This window comes from Pseudomonas cucumis, assembly GCF_030687935.1.
Taxonomy (GTDB): Bacteria; Pseudomonadota; Gammaproteobacteria; order Pseudomonadales; family Pseudomonadaceae; genus Aquipseudomonas; species Aquipseudomonas cucumis.
Window position 1 is genome coordinate 3,126,683 of sequence record NZ_CP117454.1, and the last position, 18,708, is coordinate 3,145,390.

General features: G+C 57.0%; 12 protein-coding genes, 1 tRNA gene and 3 pseudogenes. 10 read left to right on the plus strand and 6 right to left on the minus strand.

The window, feature by feature from the left end; translation table 11 throughout:
• Positions 1-41 precede the first annotated feature (41 nt).
• Together PSH97_RS14190 and PSH97_RS14195 are read right to left on the minus strand one after the other, a co-directional pair.
• Positions 42-4,874 carry a M10 family metallopeptidase C-terminal domain-containing protein gene (locus PSH97_RS14190; protein ID WP_305445360.1) on the minus strand — a complete coding sequence of 1,611 codons (4,833 nt, stop codon included), beginning with the start codon at positions 4,872-4,874 and terminating at the stop codon, positions 42-44.
• Between the two features lie 470 nt (positions 4,875-5,344).
• Positions 5,345-5,758 (minus strand): DoxX family protein, encoded by a 414-nt coding sequence (locus tag PSH97_RS14195; RefSeq protein ID WP_305445362.1) that lies wholly within the window; start codon positions 5,756-5,758, stop codon positions 5,345-5,347.
• A 366-nt stretch (positions 5,759-6,124) separates the two neighbouring features.
• Between PSH97_RS14195 and PSH97_RS14200 the strand changes: the two genes are divergently transcribed.
• The 3 genes from PSH97_RS14200 (at position 6,125) to PSH97_RS14210 (ending at position 9,736) form a co-directional block, all read left to right on the plus strand.
• Positions 6,125-6,802 carry a dTMP kinase gene (locus tag PSH97_RS14200; RefSeq protein WP_305445363.1) on the plus strand — a complete coding sequence of 226 codons (678 nt, stop codon included), beginning with the start codon at positions 6,125-6,127 and terminating at the stop codon, positions 6,800-6,802.
• 515 nt (positions 6,803-7,317) lie between these two features.
• Positions 7,318-7,392 (plus strand) — tRNA-Lys (locus PSH97_RS14205).
• Between the two features lie 55 nt (positions 7,393-7,447).
• The gene (locus PSH97_RS14210) at positions 7,448-9,736 is read left to right on the plus strand and encodes a hypothetical protein (RefSeq protein ID WP_305445364.1); all 2,289 of its coding nucleotides are present in this window, start codon (positions 7,448-7,450) and stop codon (positions 9,734-9,736) included.
• Positions 9,737-10,048: 312 nt separating this feature from the next.
• Here PSH97_RS14210 and PSH97_RS14215 read toward each other — a convergent pair whose 3' ends face one another.
• The gene (locus PSH97_RS14215) at positions 10,049-10,573 is read right to left on the minus strand and encodes a cupin domain-containing protein (RefSeq protein ID WP_305445366.1); all 525 of its coding nucleotides are present in this window, start codon (positions 10,571-10,573) and stop codon (positions 10,049-10,051) included.
• A gap of 135 nt (positions 10,574-10,708) precedes the next feature.
• On the opposite strand from PSH97_RS14215, the pseudogene PSH97_RS14220 reads away from it, so the two are divergent.
• The 4 genes and pseudogenes from PSH97_RS14220 to PSH97_RS14235 form a co-directional block, all read left to right on the plus strand.
• A pseudogene (locus tag PSH97_RS14220) lies at positions 10,709-10,990 on the plus strand (alpha/beta hydrolase); the annotation flags it as partial.
• Between the two features lie 86 nt (positions 10,991-11,076).
• Positions 11,077-11,259 (plus strand): hypothetical protein, encoded by a 183-nt coding sequence (locus PSH97_RS14225; RefSeq protein WP_305449889.1) that lies wholly within the window; start codon positions 11,077-11,079, stop codon positions 11,257-11,259.
• Positions 11,208-11,444: pseudogene (locus tag PSH97_RS14230) on the plus strand (MFS transporter); the annotation flags it as partial. The gene PSH97_RS14225 and the pseudogene PSH97_RS14230, both read left to right, overlap by 52 nt.
• Before the next feature lie 3 nt (positions 11,445-11,447).
• Positions 11,448-11,636: pseudogene (locus PSH97_RS14235) on the plus strand (winged helix-turn-helix transcriptional regulator); the annotation flags it as partial.
• A 90-nt stretch (positions 11,637-11,726) separates the two neighbouring features.
• On the opposite strand, the gene PSH97_RS14240 reads toward PSH97_RS14235, so the two are convergent.
• Entirely contained in the window at positions 11,727-12,092 is a 366-nt protein-coding gene (locus PSH97_RS14240; RefSeq protein ID WP_305445368.1) for a histone-like nucleoid-structuring protein, MvaT/MvaU family, read from the minus strand.
• 307 nt (positions 12,093-12,399) lie between these two features.
• On the opposite strand from PSH97_RS14240, the gene potE reads away from it, so the two are divergent.
• Positions 12,400-13,740: a putrescine-ornithine antiporter gene (gene potE, locus PSH97_RS14245; protein WP_305445370.1), complete on the plus strand. Its 1,341-nt coding sequence runs from the start codon at positions 12,400-12,402 to the stop codon at positions 13,738-13,740.
• Positions 13,741-13,788: 48 nt separating this feature from the next.
• Positions 13,789-14,694 carry an amino acid ABC transporter substrate-binding protein gene (locus PSH97_RS14250; protein WP_305445371.1) on the plus strand — a complete coding sequence of 302 codons (906 nt, stop codon included), beginning with the start codon at positions 13,789-13,791 and terminating at the stop codon, positions 14,692-14,694.
• A gap of 118 nt (positions 14,695-14,812) precedes the next feature.
• Here PSH97_RS14250 and PSH97_RS14255 read toward each other — a convergent pair whose 3' ends face one another.
• On the minus strand, positions 14,813-15,010 hold the full coding sequence (locus PSH97_RS14255; protein ID WP_008069978.1) for a YbdD/YjiX family protein: 198 nt from the start codon (positions 15,008-15,010) through the stop codon (positions 14,813-14,815).
• Between the two features lie 15 nt (positions 15,011-15,025).
• Positions 15,026-17,083 (minus strand): carbon starvation CstA family protein, encoded by a 2,058-nt coding sequence (locus PSH97_RS14260; RefSeq protein WP_305445372.1) that lies wholly within the window; start codon positions 17,081-17,083, stop codon positions 15,026-15,028.
• A 242-nt stretch (positions 17,084-17,325) separates the two neighbouring features.
• On the opposite strand from PSH97_RS14260, the gene PSH97_RS14265 reads away from it, so the two are divergent.
• Positions 17,326-18,687 carry a cache domain-containing protein gene (locus PSH97_RS14265; protein ID WP_305445374.1) on the plus strand — a complete coding sequence of 454 codons (1,362 nt, stop codon included), beginning with the start codon at positions 17,326-17,328 and terminating at the stop codon, positions 18,685-18,687.
• The last annotated feature ends 21 nt before the right edge of the window (positions 18,688-18,708 follow it).

Genomic DNA, 18,708 nt, shown 5'->3' on the forward strand with positions numbered 1-18,708 from the left:
CCCTGTGGGAGCGGGCAAGCCCGCTCCCAGGAGGTGTGGGCCTAACCCAAGACTGTGAAATCGCTGGCGTGCAGCTCCTGGATGCCCACCAGTTGGATTTCGAACTCGGGGGTGGCCCCGGCGTTGACACTGCCGTAGAGAATGCCATCGGCAAAGCGCAGTTGGCCGGTGGCGTCGGCAGGGTCGAAGGCGTTGCTGCCGATGAAGGTGAAGGCGTCGACAGCGGTGGTCAGCGGGTTGGCGTCCAGGCCGGTGAAATCCAGAAGATCGCCCTCGGTGCTCTTGAAGCCGTTGATCACATCGCGCAAAGCCCCGACGCCCATGTCCGACAGCGCACCAAACGCGTAGGTATCCGCGCCAGTGCCACCGGTGAGGTTGTCGGTGCCGGCACCGCCGATCAACCGATCATCGCCCGAACCACCCACCAGCGTATCGTTGCCCGCACCACCGTTCAGAACGTTCGCGGCACTGTTGCCCGACAGACTGTCGGCGTAGGCGCTTCCCGTCAGGTTTTCGAAGAATTTCAAGGTGTCGAGCCCGGACTCCGCGGTGTTTTGTTGCGCTGACGTCGAGAGGTTTACGGTAACGCCGGACAGCGCGCGTTCAAAAGACACCGTGTCATTGCCATCGCGCCCGTCCAGCACGTTGTTTCCGGCTCCGGCGAACAGTGTGTTGTCCAGCGCGTTGCCCGTGCCATTGGCGGCGCCAGTGCTATCGATATACAGACGCTCGACGTTGTTGCTGAGGGTATAAGCCGCCAGGCTGCTGTGCACACTGTCGACCACTCCAGGCGCCGCATTGCTGTTGGTCTCGATCACGGTGTCGTCGGCGTTGTCGACATAGTAGGTGTCGTTGCCATCGCCGCCGCTCATGCTGTCGGCCCCTGCGGCACCATTGAGCACGTTATTGGCGGCATTGCCGGTGATGAAGTTGTCCCGCTCATTGCCGGTGCCGTTGATGGCCGACACGCCGGTGAGCACCAGGTTCTCGAGATTGGCGCCCAGGGTCCAGCTGACCGAGGCCTGCACCGTGTCGATCTGCGAGGTCGAGGTGTTGGTTTCCACTACGCGGTCTGACGCGTTATCGACCACATAGACGTCGTTGCCATTGCCACCGGTCATGGTGTCGGCGCCCAGTTTGCCATCCAGCGTGTCGTTGCCCGAGCTGCCCACCAGGGTATCCGCCTGGTCGGTACCGGAAATCATGTTCTGGGCGTTGTCGAAAATGTCCTGCACGCTGTTGTTGTCGTTGGGGTTGCCCTGGAAGCCAAGGTCATTGGCAATGTAGTCGGCCAGGCGCTGGCCGACGATCTCCGCCGACTCTTCGTGCAGGTGCCAGACGTCGTCGGGATACGCCAGCGGATCGACTTCGTAGCGCAAGGGGAGGTCGGTGTAGTCCACCGCCAGCTTGACATCGGCACGCTCGGTGGCGATGGCTTCCTGGGCGGCGCGGACATAGCCAACCCCCTCGACGATGGAGGCAATTTTCTCCTCCGAATAACCACGGGCACGCGCCGCGTCCTGTTCGTAGTGACCGGTTTCCATCAAGTACACACTGAAGTTGCCGAACTGGGCATGCAGGTAATCAAACACCTTCAGGGTCGCGGCCTTGTAGGCCGCTGCTGCCGCTGCTTTGTCCGTGGCGCGTCCGATTTCCTGGGCGGCTTCCTCGCCCTGGCCCCAAATGATGCCCATGGTGACGTTATCGATCGATTGCAGTTCGGTGCGCTGGTCCTGCAGCAGCGTCACTGCGCGCAACAGCGCAGCCCCGGGTTGGTTGGTGTCGGTCAGCCACCAGCACAATTTGAGTTCCTCGGCGCTCAGAGTCGACAGGCCGGTAACCGTGCTGCCGCCCACCGCGATGTCGATGCCGTTGCCATTGGCATCGGTGAACTGGCTGCGCACGTCATAGGGGGTGTAGCGGTCCAGGTCGTTGACCAGCATCGAGGTGCCGGACTGATTGTCGTCCTCTGTCATGCGCAGCAGGCGCGCATTGGATTGGCCGAGGGTGGGCAGGTAGAGGATGTTTTGCTGGACGCTCTCGCCGAACACGAAGTCGCTGGCGGTCAGGGTGTTGAGGTAGTTGCCGTTGAGGGCGATTTCAAAACGGTTGCCATCGGCATCCGCTTCGGCGGACTTGATGTAGGTCTTGTCGCCGGCCGCGTTGAGGGTGATGTACAGCGTGCCATGGTGGCCATCGCCGAGGCCGATAAAGCCCAGCCCCGAAACATCGATCTTGTCGACGCCGGCAGTGAAGTCATAAATCGTGTCGGTGACCGTGATACCCCCCGTGTCGTAGTCGCGATAGCTGTCGAGCGCGTTGGTGTAGCGGAAGGTGTCGGCACCGTCGCCGCCGTACAGCGAATCGCGTCCGGCGCCGCCGTCGACGATGTCCGCGCCGGTGCCGGCCTTGATGGTGTCGTTGCCACCGAGGCCGAGGATCAAGTCCACGCCCGCCGTGCCGTTGAGGGTTTCGGCATTGTTGGTGCCGGTGATGGTGTTGGCGGGCGCATCGGCCACTGTCAGGGCGAAGCTATCGCTGACCGATGCACCGGCTGGGTCCATGGCTTTGACCATCACGTTGTAGTTGCCGGACGCGGTGCTGGTCGGCGTGCCGGTGAAGGTCAGGTTGGTGGCATTGAAGCTCAGCCACCCGGGCAGGGCGCTGCCGTCGGCCAGGGTCGCGGTGTAGCTCAGGCTGTCGTTATCCGGATCGGTGAAGCTGGTGGCCGGCACCACGTAGCTGAACGGGGTGTTTTCGGTCGCGTTCTGATCCAGCAGCGGCGTGGCCAGCGCAGGCGCCTGATTGGTCGGCGATGAGGTGGCGAAGACAAAATTAGCGCTGGTCAGCGTGTTGAGGTAGTTGCCGTCCAGTGCCACTTCGAAGCGGTTGCCATTGGCATCGGCGGTCAGGGACTTGATGTAAGTCTTGGTGTCGGCACTGTTGAGCACCACGTACACGGTGTTGTTCTTGCCGTCCCCCAGGCCGGTGAAACCCATGGCCGAGAGATCGATCTTGTCGGCGCTGATATCGAAATCGGTGATTAGGTCGCCAAGGTTGGCACCGCCGGTGTTGTAGTTGCGGTAGCTGTCCAGGCGATTGGAAAACACGAACGTGTCCGCTCCGGCACCACCGGTGAGGGTGTCCATACCGGCACCGCCATCGAGCTTGTCGCTTCCCGCGCCGCCATTAAGGCTGTCGTTACCCGCCAGGCCGAGGAGGGTGTCGGCCGAATCGCTGCCCAGTAGCAAGTCGCTGCCGCTGGTGCCGGTGATCACCCGATTGAAGATGAAATTACTGGCGGTCAGGGTGCTGACGAGGTTACCCGAGAGAATCAGCTCGAAGCGATTGCCGCTGGCGTCGGCATCGTAGTCCTTGATGTAGGTGCGGTCGCTGCTGGCGCTGTAGCTGACCTGCAGGGTGCCGCCACGGCCATTGCCCAGGCCGGTGAAACTGAGGCCGGCGAGGTCGATCTTGTCCTGGGTGACGTCGAAGTCGGTGATGATGTCATCGAAGCTTGTGGTTGCGTTGCGGTAACTGTCGGACTGAGCGGTGAAACGGAACGTATCGGCGCCGGTTCCGCCGGTGAGTTTGTCGATGCCTGCACCACCCACCAGAATGTCGCCACCGGCCCCGCCATTGATGGTGTCGTTGCCGGCACCGCCGTAGAAAATCTCGCTGGCGGCGCTGCCCAGCAGGGTGTCGTTGCCAGCCGTACCTTGCACGGTGGTCATCGGCTCCGTGGCGCTGACGTAGCTGCCGTCACCATAGATCAGCGTGGCACCCTTGCTGGTGTGACTGATGGTGTTGCCGATGATGGCGTTGCGATCAGTGCCGTCTTCATTGCGCTCTGCAACGCCGTAGGTCGACAGGTCGCTGCCGATGATGATGTTGCCCTGGATGGTGTTATCGCTGCCGTTGAAGTACTTGCCGGACACACCCAGGGTGTCGTTGTAGGACTGGATGATGATCTCCGGTACGGGGCTACCCAGGGAGTTGTTGTTGAGCGTGTTGTCGATGATCTCGACGTGGTTGCTGCCGTAGATGCGAATCCCGGCGCTGGCGTTGTCGTGAATATCGACGCCGCTGACTGTCACCTCGCTGGACATTTTGATCAGCACCCCTTCGGCGCCGTTGCCGTACACCTCGCCACCGGTGATGGTGATGTTTGTGGGGGAGGGGATGTCCTCACTGCCGCGCTGGATCACGATGCCATTGCCGCCATTGTTGTAGGCAACGTTATTGGTGAGCGTGAAGTCGTGGGTGCTGGTGACGATGTTGAAACCGTGGCGGTCGTTGTCGTAGGCGATGTTGTTTTCGAAGGTGCTGTCGCTCAGGAAGTCAGCAACGAAGCCGTCCAGGCCGTTGCCGTGGGACACGCTGTTCTTGATGACCATGTTGACGGTCTGCTCGTGGGGGTCGAAACCGTACCCGGAGCAATCCTTGATCTCGACGCTGTCGAGGGTGACGTTGGAGTCGTAGCCTGCTTCGCCGGGAATGTAGCCGTTGAACCAACCGTCGATCTTGCCCGTGGTGTTGTCACGGTTGCCATCGATGGTGAGGTTGCTGACGCCGAAGTCGTGGGTTTCCTCGCCATAGGCGGAGCGGATGACCCCCGTGATCTTGGTGTCGGAGCCGTCAGCCACCTGGACGGTGGTTGCGCCCATGCCGTCGCCGTACAGGTAGACGTTGCTCTTGAGCATCAGGCAACCGTCGGAGGGTTCCTCACCTCCCGAAACGATATAAGTTCCGGTCGGCATATACACCTGCCCCCCGCCTGCAGCGGCCGCCGCATCAATTGCACTTTGTATTGCCGCCGTGTCGTCAGTGATGCCATCTCCTTTGGCGCCAAAATTTTGTACATTGAAAATCATGAGCTTATCTCCGTATCAGGCGAAAACCTCGGTAGATGCCAATATTCCATCGACAGCTACCGTGTTATGACCCAGCGGAGGGCAAAAGTTGTGACCGCGTATCGGGGAAGCGTCAAAAAACCGGACTAACTGATTAGCGGTTATGAGGGGGGTTTGTGATATTTCGAAAAAATAACGTTCTGTTGACACTCGCTCAAGTAGCAAGCGATGGCCCACAAGCCGCCGCGACGGACTGGCAGATGTGGTTTTCCTTGGTTGGCATCACCCCCCCCCAGACACGGGCCACGCGATAACCGTCGCCCGGTGAAGAAGGCGGGAGGAGGCTTATGAGTTATCAGCTGTTCTGACGGGCTACACCGTTGAGTGGTGGCAGGATGGTCCGTCGACACGATGGTAATGGCGTCATCAGTCTGCAACACTGGGTTGCCGGCCAGCCGCAGTTAAACGGGCGCCCACCGATGCGCGCGCTGCTATCTGCCATCAACCGAATACTTGCCAGGACCTGTAATGCCCAGCAGCAGCAAGCCGCCCATGATGCTGAGGTTCTTGAAATATTGGGTCATGTTGGCCGCGCGCTCGGGGTCAACCATAGTCCAAAAGTGATGCCCGATCAGAGCTGTACCGAGTACGAACAAGACGTAGAGAAATGCGAGTGGGCGGGTGTAGAAACCCACGACAATCGCTATAGCGACAAATAACTCCATGACGACCGCAACCCCCGCAGCGACCATGGGCATGGGCGCGCCGAGTGAGCCCATGTAAGCAACGGTACCGCCAAAGTTGGTCAGCTTGCTCCAACCGGAAATGATGAAAAGGATCATTAGAAGAATGCGGGCGAGCAGGATGATCTCGTTTCTCTGATTCTCAAACAGGTTGTATCTCATGGTGTTCCGCCTGTGGACGCGAGAGAGGATGCGCAAGTAAGTCTGGTATTGAAGCCGCGCACTTTTAACACTAGCAGCTGATTGACAGACTGCTCTGGGACGGGAAAGGGCAATAGAAGCGTCTCTGCCTGCCAGCAGGCGGCATACTCCGTGTCAGGATGTATAGGGAGTGGCTTATGGAAAGTGATGACCGATGTTCATAAGCGGCTGTAACCCTGGATTTTGAGACCCGTTAACCGGAAACAGGGTTAGAGTGTTCACCAATGTCTGTTCATAAGGTCCCTCCACTCGATTCGCGTAGTCGCGCCAAGCGGTTCCAGCGAACGAACAGGGCAAAAAAACCGTATATCAATCGTTATGTGAAGAATGAATCGTCCGCTGTTTGTTTCTCTAGATGGGCCCAAGGGAGCCGGCAAAACCACATTGTTGGAGGCCGTTACGAAAGTACTGAGGGCAGACAACAAAAAGGTAATCCGACTTTGCGAGAAAAAAAGCGATCCCTATAGGGGGGAAACAATGGCCCTCGTGAACAAACTCGTCAGAAATCCCACCCGGGATTTGGAGTTGGAGGTTTGCGAGCGCTTTGCTGATAGCCGTACTTGGATTTCCCACCACGTGCTGGCTAAACAGCCACCAGGCAGCATCATCTTGATCGATCGCTGGTACCCGTCTGATGCCGCGTTTCGCCGGATAGTCCCGTTTGCAGAGATTCTACAGTTGAACATTGATCGAAACGTGCGAGTGCCAGACCTGCATGTCGGAGTTGTCACCGCCCCTGAAATTTCATGGGCAAGGGCAGCGGCACGAGGGCGTGGGCTGAGCAGTACTGTGATCCATAAGCTGGAAGAACATGTCGCTTGTACCAAGGCGTTCGAGCGAGCGATTGCGGATCACGGCTGGGTTTTATGCCGTAATGAAGGAACGATCGAAGACGCAACGATGCAGGTGATTTCCGAGATCCATAGAGTCCTTCGATGCCCCGTAGGCGAAGTTCGCTGCACCGGCCTTGATGCGGTTGAGATAGCCGTAGATATAGATCGTTAGCAGGATCGAAGGGGTGATTTGTCACCGCAGCGGTAGCCGGTTGATGCTTTGATCTGGGTGCCTGTCATCGAACTCTGAGCCGAAGCTTCCCGGGGTGGGTCATACCTGATCAGACGGTTCGAGTGTCGTTTGCTGGAGCTGGGGTATTGAGTTGGCTCGAACAGGGATCGGGATTGGTAGCTTGAAAGAACCTTTGGTAGAAGTTCCACCCAGACACATCATTTAACTTATGGGCGATGTCAGATGTTCATGGCTCCAATAAGTCCTTTTAAAATAAGGGTCTGGATTAGAAAAACAAAGCGCATGCTCTCCAAAACTTGTTCATGACCGACTGTTCAGAGCGCAGCGGTGCAAACAGTGGTTATCTGCGCAAATCCAGTTGCCTCTGGCATTGCAGCGGGGGGGAGGAAGTTACACCAATATTTTCGAACGGGAGTAATCTCTGTATGCGTCACGAGCGGCAACGTTTTCAATCTTCACATTCGTTCGTTGCGAGTAGACAATGTGCGCTCTGTTCCGGGGTAGTTCAGCGGTAGAACACTCGGCTCTTAACCGGGTGGGCGCTGGTTCGAATCCAGCCCCCGGACCCACTACATCGCAGGGTCAGAAGGACATATGTCCAGGCACGATAGGGAATCGGATGCAATGGCCGGCATAAACGCCGATTATGCGGTCTTTCAGTTATCTCGAGCATTGACCGCATCGGGTCTAGATACTGAGAAAGCGCGTGAACGGATTGAGCGCTGGCAGCAGGTGGTCGAACACATGGTGCAGGGCACCGCGCTGTATGGCTCGCGTATACCACTCGTGGATGTGCCTGAATGGGTCACACTGGAGGTAGTCACGGGTGGTTTTGCCACTGGACAGTATCTGGCCGGTGGTGCACTGACCGAGTACGAACGGCGGTTGGCCGCCTCAGTCCCAGGCATCCGCCCTGGTTTTGAACGACTTGATCTCAACACCTGGCACATTACGGATGAGGGGATCGAAGCACTGCAAAAGCAACTGGTGAACAGCGACTATCGGATCGATGTACCAGAAGAGGCAGCGCTACTGTACGTGGCTTGGCTGTTGGGACAGCAGCGCACGGAGGAAGCACGCAGACTGATTGAGTCGATCGCACCTTTTTTTGAGCAACTGCGTTTCTTTCCAATGGCTTCTGACGGGCTACCGCTCGCGGCGGTGGAAGTGCAGATCTTCGATGTCGGCGATATCAAAAAGCTGCTTTCAAAACTCCCTGCGCAGCAGCGTCTGGCGCTGCAAAAACATGTGGTCGTGACTCGGTTGCCTTTCTACGATGCAGCTATCTCGCTCTTCCTCTTAACGTACCAGGATGATTGGCCTTGTCGGCAATATCCTGAAGGCTGGCTTGAGCAGGCGAATGCGCTAAGTAGTCAGTTCGATGCCACCGGTAGCAATGACATCCTCAACGTTGAACCTTTCAGGGGCCGGGTAGGGGAGTTGTACGCGTTGCTAAGGCTCTGCTCCAATGACCCAATCTCGCTGACAGGGCGTCAAGTCGGACGTATTCGGCGGATCGTCAATGATTTCGTGTGCAAACATGGTCATCCCGAATCCGAAGATCATCTACAGAGCCGAGCTATACAGCGCCATCAGGTGGCCGCGCCCGAGCATCATCTGATCGCCAAGGCGGTTTCTGAGCGTCTGACCAGCTATACGAGCTCGGAAGGCATCTCTGATTTTTCGTCCCTGTTGGAACCGATTACCAATGAGGAGGCGAAGGCATATTCGCTGAAAACAGGTGTCGCCATTCCACCAGCAGTTCGCCGACGCCTCGAGCGCTGTCGAAAGGGAACCATCAGTCAGTTGATTGACAAGGGATTGATCACATCTGGGGATACCGTGGCGCGAGTACTGCCAGCGATGACGGCCGAAATCTGCAGTGCTGGATTTCGCGATACGACACTGCGCACGTTATCTATCGCAACGTATCGTGCTTTTCGGCGACGCCGTTCATTGCTGCTGCTCAACCTACAGAGCCAAGTCAAAATCAGTGAGTTGCCTTGGGTGGCGGCCGTTGAAGGTGAACGAGAGGCACACACTGTCGCCGTTGAGGGAGCCAGACAAGCCTTGATCGAATCCTCGGCAACAACCCTCGCTGCTTTCCCTCAGGCAATCCTTCCGAACAAGCTACTTCAGGAGTTTGGTTCGCTTGCTGTCACGGCGAAGCTGGATCTTCCTTTTGTGGAGGAGGTCGCGGCGGACATTTTCATGGGAACCTTTTCGAATAAATTCGTGGAAGCAGCCAGGCGAGCGGCCTCGTTGATAGATGGCACCCTTTACGCCCATTATTACGACATCGACACGAACCAACTGGCGATCCTTCCCGATAAGCCGAAATCAAAGAGCAGAAACTATTTCCAGCGTGACTTGGATACCAGCGATGCATTGGCGAACCTGTGCGCACAGCGGGCTAATGCACCCTTGGGTGGATGGCATTCAGCAACCAACGGCAGGATCATCGAGCAACAACAGATTTTGACGACGCAAAACCTTTCGCTTCTATTTGGTGATCTCGGTTTGAAAGCGCTGCTACATCATCGCTTGGGCTCACTTGCTCAGGAGTGCTTCCAATGGATATGCATGCGGCAGCAGATGAAAATCAAGTTCTATCACTCAAGCTTGGTGATGCTCAAAAATACCGCTTATGCCTGGCGCCAGATGGTGTTTTATTTATCCATGCAGGATGACGCCGAGAGGCGTTGCGCAATCGATAGCATCGAAGCTCATTTCGCGGCTCAACCCATTGCATTCCGAGAGAGATTTCTACCGGCAATTATGGGGTTGCGTGTGGCAGCTTCCGGGCTCCCGTTGACCCTCAACCGCCGGAAAAGTGAGGGGGCTCAGGTTTTTCTCGGATGGACCACCGAACGACATTGGTTGTTACCGCCGCAAACGAATGACATCAGTTAAACGCTCGGCTGTATCGATGAGGCGTGCTTGAACGCCTCAAAAGCGATATCTGTATATCTGGCTGGAGTTCTTGTACAGACGGGGGCAAAACTTTCATGCATACATTAGGGACCGAAGTCAGGAAGGACGTCCAACGAGAAGAGCCTGAACGTCTGCAAAAATCGGAAAGTGGTGGCGCGTGACCTCAAGCACAAGTATTGAAAGTTCCACCCAGACACATCATTTAACATAATATACATTACACGTAACAATGTGTTTCAAGATTAGCCCGGTTGCACGCAGATTTTGAAGCCCGGGATCCACCTCAGCCCCTCATCCTCGCGTCAGCTTTCCAAACAGCTCCGAATGCTCGGGAAACTGCTCTCTGAGCTTTTGCCGACTGCCCATCTCCATATCTGCAAAATCAAACCCTGGTGAAACCGCTTCACTGATCAAACCGTATTCCGCTATACCATTCATAAGCTGCGAAGCTTTCCAGACGCCACCAGGTACATGCAGCTGCAAACATTGCCCGGCGATAACGTCGCTGCCCATCACCACAGTATTCAACGTGCCGTCTGGAAAAATCAGGCTGTACTGAATCGGGTTTCCCAAATGGTAGTAATGAACGATGTCCGATTGATTCAGGTGAAAATGACCTATCGGCGAATCCTTGGTCAGCAAGTAATAAATTGAAGTCATCAAGTGACGTTGACCGCCATTGATCTCGACCATAGCGTGGTGATCGGATTGAAAGGTTCTTCGGTAGAAACCGCCTTCCATGTGAGGCTCCAGAGCCAATGCGGCGATCACTGCTTCAGCGTTGGGGATATGAATGTCGAGCTCACTGTTGGTCATGTGGATTGCCCCCTTGAAATACTGCAACTATTAAGAATATATAATAGATAGATTATAACTATGCTAAATGGTTGTTTAGTCGTTTTATCTCGATAGCGTTTAAAAGCGTGAGCAAACGCAATTCGTTGGTTTGACTCTTCGCCGCAGACAACCACCATGCCAACGCTAACCAGCAACGTGAAGTTCATGAACTTCTATCCGTTCAATGACATCGAGACTATCTCCCCTCGCCCGCTGCTGTTCATTGCCGGCGCCCAGGCGCACTCACGCGAGTTCAGTGAGGACGCCTACAAGCGGGCCGCCGAGCCTAAAGAGTTGCTCATTATTCCAGATGCCGGACACGTGGGTCTTTACGACCGGGTCAACCTCATTCCATTCGCCAAGTTGACCGCGTTCTTCAAAAGCAACCTGAAGTAGCCTGATCGGTGCCCTGGCCGGGCACCGGTTCTCTCGTAGCCTTGTCCTCGGGGCTACGACGCTTCGCGCAATACAGGATTCAACCAATGACTGATCACCTCCTCCCAGTGCCCCATAAATCATGGGGCGTCGTATTCGCCATGTCGCTCGCCGCCTTCGTGCTGGTGGCATCAGAGTTCATGCCCGTCAGCCTGCTGACACCGATTGCCGCAGATCTACACGGCTGGCAAGAACATTGCCAGACGCTGCTGAAGCGGGAGGCGGCTTAATGGTTGCGATCATCCAGCTAGCAATCGCGTCTGGGGCAACCGTTGGCGGGCTGGTCTTTGACTTGAGCGGTTATCGAGCGACCTTCGAGTTGAGCGCCGCTGTGCTGGGCGTGGCGGCCGTTCTTGCCTTCCTGGCTGCACGCGCAGCATCGCGGGAGCCTCTTGCCGCGACGAACATCGCTTGAAGTCTGGTGTCGCGAACAGTCTTCGCGCAAGTGCCACCGCGCGTCGAATATGAGATGACGGCAAAGGCCCGTGTGCTCGGGCCGACGATGGAGGCACTCGCATTATGGTGGAGCGAATATGGGAAAAGCGTGCCGCTGAAGCCAACCCCGCGCGGCCGTAAACCCAAATCACTTAAGCATCACAGACACTAGCCCGTATCAGCTACAAAAAGGCCCTTCTCGGGCAATGATCGGACATGTAGGAACCAGCGGTGCGGCAAGCCTGGCTCCTGCAAATCAAACTCACTTGGTCAGCCAGGACTCGACAGTGGCAGAGCCGAATTTAGCTTTCCATTCCCTCAGTGTCTTCTGGTTGCCGCCCTTGGTCTTGACGACTTCGCCAGTGTTTGGATTTTTGTAGATCTTCACCTGGCGCGGTTTACGTGTACCGGATTTCGACGCGCTTGCTGATGCGCGACGACCAGTTTGTGGCTCAAGAAGATTGATCACGTCTTTCAGGCCATAGCCGTATTTGGCTAGCAAATCACGCAGCTTCTTTTCGAAATCAATTTCCTTTTGAAGGCCTGCATCACCTTTCAGTGCTTCGAGAGCCTGGAGCTGTTTAGCCAGGTGTTTTTCGAGTTGACGGAACTCTGCAAGCTTGGACATGTAAAACCTCATATGTGTTTTGTATGTATGTACGTGTGACAGAGCCAGCTAAAGAAAAGTCCCTCTACAATGACCGTTGATTGATCTAAATCAGATAATTGAACAGCAAACAAAGTCAGCTTGTTGTCTCAGTCTCCTGCTTTGGAGTCATACCATGTCGGCAATTTCTTTTTGCTGTTCAGCCCCCCCAAAAAGCCATCTTCGAGGAGACTAACTGGCGATAAAACTGTTCGATGGGCACTTTCCGGACCTTGTGCATGACAATCAGGGCTATGGTCAATGTGTTGAGCAGATCAAGGGGTTTTCGATGGCCGACTCAAGCAAGAAAATGAGCCTCATGGGGCTCACCACACTGGTGACGGTGAACATGATGGGGTCGGGCATCATCATGTTGCCGACGAGCATGGCCCAACTCGGGGCTGTTTCGTTGCTGTCATGGGTCGTCACTGCCGTTGGTTCCATGGCCATCGCGTATTGCTTTTCCCAGTGCGGCATCTACTGTCTGCGCTCAGGCGGGTTGTCTGCCTACACCGAAGAGGCGCACGCCAAATCAGGCTTCTTCCTCTGTTCGTATCTGTACTTTCTCTCGCTGGGCATCGCCAACGTGGCCGTTGCCATCTCCGCGGTGGGCTACATGACATCGTTCGTGCCCTGGCTGGGCAGTGGCGCGATTCCTCTGCTCATCGGTACGGTTGGCCTGCTCTGGTTGACCACCGCGGCCAACTTCGGTGGCCCCAGTATCACCGGCAAGATCGGTGCGATTACCGTGTGGGGTGTGATCATCCCGGTGGCCGGCTTGAGCATCATTGGTTGGTTCTGGTTCAAGCCCGATGTGCTGATTGCCGCCTGGAATCCGAACAATCTGCCGATCTCCGACGCCATCAGTAAGGCGATTCCCCTGACCTTGTGGGCGTTCCTCGGCATGGAGTCGGCGGCGCAGGCCTCCGATGCGGTGGAAGATCCCAAGCGCACCGTACCGTTGGCCTGCCTGTTCGGCACGCTGGGTGCGGCAGTGGTCTATGTGCTGTCGACTACGGTCATTCAGGGCATCATACCCAATGCCGAATTGGCCAACTCTTCGGCCCCCTTCGCGTTCGTCTATGCACATATGTTTAACCCTACGGTCGGCAACATCGTCATGGCGCTGGCAGTGATGGCCTGTGTTGGCTCGCTACTGGGCTGGCAGTTCACCCTGGCGCAAACGGCCAAAATGACTGCTGACCAAGGTATGTTTCCGAAATTGTTCAGCAAGGTCAGCGCACAGGATGCGCCCATTGTCGGCATGCTCGTCTGCGGCGTCTTGCAGACCTTGATGGCGCTGTCGACCATCTCTCCCAATGCCAGCGCCCAGTTCGGAAAGCTCGTCAGCCTGGCGGCGGTGACCAACCTGATCCCATACGTGACAGCCGCCACCGGCCTGCTGGTCATGATGTACAAAGCCAAAGTCAGCACAGGGGTCTACACCCGCAACACGACGCTATTACTGATCGCCGTGGCTTATTCGTTGTACGCCCTTTATGCCTGCGGCAAGGACGCCGTATTCGGTGGCCTCATTGTCCTTACATTCGGCTACCTGCTTTATGGCTTCCTTTCCAAGCGTTTTGTCGATGCGTCTCCAACCGCTCAGACCAGGGCCGGCAATCCTTAGCTGTAATCTTCAAGACAGCACAGACATCCGAATGCGGGGCGCCAGGATATGAACGTACAACTGACCAAAGCCACTAACTTGCTGTTCGTCTGCCTGCTCACAATGGTGCCGGTACTGGCCGGTGCCAATACACTTGAACGCGTGCGGTCGAGCAATACCTTCACCCTGGGTTACCTGCCGGACTTCGCACCGTTTAGCGTCCAGGAGGGCGACAAAGCCAGCGGTTATGCGATCGAGCTTTGTCTGAAGGTCGCCGACAAAATCAAGACCGAGCTGGGTTTGCCCGCGTTGCAGGTACGTTACCGCCCCGTCTCCATAAACGACGAGATGAGTGCCGTGAGCTCGGGCGAGATCGACATCCTCTGTACGCCGACGCCCCCTACATTGGCGCGACGCAAGCATGTGAGTTTCTCGGTACCAATCTACACGGCCGGCCTTTCGGCAGTGGTGCGCCAGGAAGCACCTGAGGCTTTGCTCAATGTACTAAACGGCAAAGTAGCCCATACCGGACCGACCTGGCGTGCAACCGTCAACCATGGGCTATCCAACCAAACCTATGCCGCCACCGCTGGCGGAGTCACCGAGGCATGGATCCGTCAGCAGATGCGATTACTCGGTGTGGTGGCCACCCTGGTCACAGTCGAGAACACTGAAGCAGGCCTCAAACTGGTCGCCGAAGGCAAAGCCGACGCCTTCTTCGCCGAGCGCATGATGCTGAAGAATCTCCTCGCCAATAACCATTCCGCAGGAAATCTGGTCCTGCTGGATCGAGTTTTTGAGTACTCGCCGACTGCAATGGCGCTGGATCGAGACGATGAAAATTTCCGTTTGCTGGTCGATACCGCTCTGAGTGAGATGTATCGATCGGGCGAGATCGAGCGGGCATACGGCAACTACCTGGAAGGCATTACCGACACGGACAAAAAGCTGTTCAAGGTCTATGCGATACCGTAGAGGCGAGCCTGAAAAGTACAACGACAAAAAAGCCCGGCCTGCCGGCGATAGCGTCTCGAAGATCGCTATCGCCGGCAGGCCGGGCTCCTAAAGCAAAGTGCTGCTTAAATGTTTCGCATCAACAGCACTTCGGTCCCGCCTTGCTGCCGTAACGAGCCTCCTGACGTTCGCGAAAGAACACTTCGTAACTCATCAGCGGTTTGTCCGGGTGTTTGGTTTGCATATGCTCAACGTAGGTGTCGTAGTCAGGCATGCCAACCATCAAGCGCGCGGCCTGACCGAGGTATTTACCAAGGCGACTCAGGTCATTGAACATGGGCACCCTCCTCCATCAAGCATCCGGCAGAGCCTGGAACGGCGCTTCTTTATCCGTCCTTTCTTTCGTGCCCCAGGCGGCTATACCAACCTTGAGTGCAAAGAACAGGATGCTGAACACCACGAGCAAAAACAGCGCCGTCAGCGTTGCGTTGGTGTAGGCGTTGTAGATCACGTGCTGCATCTGCTCGATGCTCTTGGCTGGCGCGAGGACCTGCCCGTTGGCCAACGCATCGCTGTATTTCTTCGCCAGCGACAGGAAGCCGATTGCCGGGTTGGCGTCGAACAGCTTGATGAAGCCTGCGGTGGTGGTGCAGATCAGCAGCCAGACCGCTGGCAGCATGGTCACCCAGACGTAGCGTTGGCGTTTCATTTTGATCAGCACGACGGTTGCCAGCATCAGCGCGATACCCGCCAGCATCTGGTTGGAGATGCCGAACAGTGGCCACAAGGTGTTGATGCCACCCAGTGGATCGATCACGCCTTGATACAGCAGGTAACCCCACATCGCTACGCAACCGGCGGTTGCGATCAGGTTGGCGGTCCAGGATTCGGTGCGTTTCAGCGCCGGAACGAAGGAGCCGAGTAAATCCTGCAGCATGAATCGCCCGGCACGGGTACCAGCATCCACCGCGGTCAGGATGAACAGCGCTTCGAACAGGATCGCGAAGTGGTACCAGAACGCCATGGTGTTTTCACCCGGCAGAAGTTGGTGCAGGATCTGCGCGATACCGACCGCCAGGGTCGGCGCACCACCGGCACGGGCCAGGATGGTGGTTTCACCGATGTCCTTGGCCACTGCTTGCAGGGCTTCCGGGGTAATTGCAAAACCCCAACTGCTGACCGTCTGAGCGACCGAAACAGCGTCGGAGCCTACAAGGGCCGCGGGGCTGTTCATGGCGAAGTACACGCCTGGCTCGATCACCGACGCGGCAACCATTGCCATGATGGCGACGAAGGACTCCATCAGCATGCCACCGTAACCGATGTAACGGGCATGGCCTTCATTGGCAAGCAACTTCGGCGTGGTGCCGGAAGCAATCAGTGCGTGGAAACCGGAGACTGCGCCACAGGCAATGGTGATGAACAGGAACGGGAACAACCCACCCTTCCACACCGGCCCGGTACCGTCGATGAACTGGGTCAATGCCGGCATTTTCAGGTCGGGCATGGTGATCAGGATGCCGATCGCCAGCGCGACAATGGTGCCAATCTTGAGGAAGGTCGACAGGTAGTCACGCGGCGCCAGAATCAGCCACACCGGCAACACTGCGGCGACGAAACCGTAACCGATCAGCATCCAGGTAATCTGGATACCAGTGAAGGTAAAGGCTTTGGCCCACACCGGGTCAGCGGCAATCTGCCCGCCCAGCCAGATAGAACCCAGCAGCAACGCCACGCCGATCACCGAGATCTCACCGATGCGACCCGGGCGGATGTAGCGCATGTAAATGCCCATGAACATCGCGATCGGGATGGTCGCCATCACCGTGAAAATCCCCCACGGGCTTTCGGCCAGGGCCTTGACCACGATCAGCGCCAGCACCGCGAGGATGATGATCATGATCAGGAAGCAGCCAAACAGCGCGATGGTCCCGGGGATGCGGCCCATTTCCTCACGAACCATGTCGCCCAGGGAGCGACCGTTGCGGCGGGTGGACATGAACAGGACCATGAAGTCCTGAACCGCACCGGCCAGCACGACGCCGGCAATCAGCCACAGCGTGCCGGGCAGGTAGCCCATCTGCGCCGCCAGTACCGGACCAACCAGCGGCCCTGCGCCAGCAATGGCCGCGAAGTGGTGACCGAAAAGCACGTGTTTGTTGGTCGGCACGTAGTCCAGACCATCATTGTTGAGTACGGCGGGAGTGGCTCGATTGGGATCGAGCTGCATCACCTTGGTGGCGATGAACAGGCTGTAATAGCGGTATGCGACGAGATAAATAGCGACTGCTGCGACTACGATCCAGAGGGCGTTGATGGCTTCGCCGCGGCGCAGGGCCACGACACTTAGCGCAAACGCTCCCAGGACAGCCACGGCAAACCAGGCGAGGTGTTTAGCCAGACGGGGCATAGCGTGTCTCCTGCCGACAGCCAGTGGCTGCGGCGGTAATTATTATAATTGTGTCCGCATTGCGGAGCGGGCCCAATATCCGCCCATGCTGTCGACAAATAAATCCGCGTTACTACGTACGCGTCGTCTACGTAGTTCTACGTAGACAGCTTGTCATTCCGTCCAGCACCGCTACTGGAGGCGCGTATCTTTGGCATATGATGCCGGGCCTTCGCCTTCCCTCCGCCTGGCCAGGAGTAGAGATGCAGCTCAAACACAAAATCGTCGCGCTCGGGATTCTGCCGCTGGTGTTGGCGATCGCGGTCATCTGCGCGCTGGTGATTTCCCTGAACCGCCAACTGGGTGATCAACAGGCGCAACTGATCGAAGACAGCATTCTGGCCAGCAAGCGCGCAGAACTGAAAAACTACGTCGAAATGGCGCAGAGCCTGATCGCGCCGCTGTATGACAACGGCCGAGGGGACGCGCGTGCCCAGCAACAAGTGCTCGAAGAACTGCGCAAACTCAGCTTTGGCATCAACGGCTACTTCTTCGTCTACGACCGCGAGGGTCGCAGTCTGATGCACGCGCGCCAGTCAGAGCTGGTGGGCAAATACCTGTGGGACATGACCGATCCTCACGGTTTACCCGTGATCCAGGCGCTGCTCAAAAGTGCGCAATCAGGCGAAGGCTTTCAACGTTACGCCTGGAACAAACCCTCTTCCGGCCAAGTGACCGACAAGCTTGCCTACGTAGTGATGCTGGACCGTTGGGGCTGGATGCTCGGCACTGGCATCTACCTTGAAGACGTTGAACGCGCCACCCAACAAGCGCGTGCCGAGGTGGCTCAGGGCATCCGCAAAACCATGCTGGCGATTGCCGCGGTGGCCCTTGTGGCTGTGCTGTTTATCTTCGCCACCGGCATGACGCTGAACGTCAGTGAACATCGCCTGGCCGACAAAAAACTCCAGCGCCTGACCCAACGCATCGTCAGCCTGCAGGAGGAGGAACGATCCCGGGTCTCTCGAGAGCTGCATGACGGCATCAGCCAGCTATTGGTGTCGATCAAGTTTCAGTTCGAACTGGCCAGCCATGTGTTGGAGAATGGGCAAGACAAGGGTTTGAGCATTTTAAGAGACGCCACGGAACGGCTGGGGGATGCGATTGGCGAGGTTCGCAGCCTCTCTCACGACCTGCGTTCGTCGCTGCTCGACACACTCGGCTTGCCGGCAGCGATTGGTCAACTGGCCGCAGAATTCGAGCAGCGCAGCGGTCTTGTCGTGACCTTCAACGATAACGAATTCGACTGTCACCTGGTCGATGGCGCTGCCGTCTCGTTGTTTCGCATCGTGCAAGAAGGCCTGACCAATATCGAACGCCACGCCCAGGCAAAACACGTCATCATTACCCTGCACGGCTCTGAAAAGTCCGTACAGTTGACGGTGGTCGATGACGGTATCGGTTTCAACGTCGCCCAGGTCGAACGTCGTCACGCTGGCATTGGCCTGCGCAATATCCGTGAACGTGTCGAGCATTTTGGCGGTCGATTCGACCTGACATCGATGCCGGGAAGAAGTGAGCTGGACGTGCTGCTACCGATAAAACTGCCCGGTACAGAACGCTGACTCAACCCATAACAATTAGAG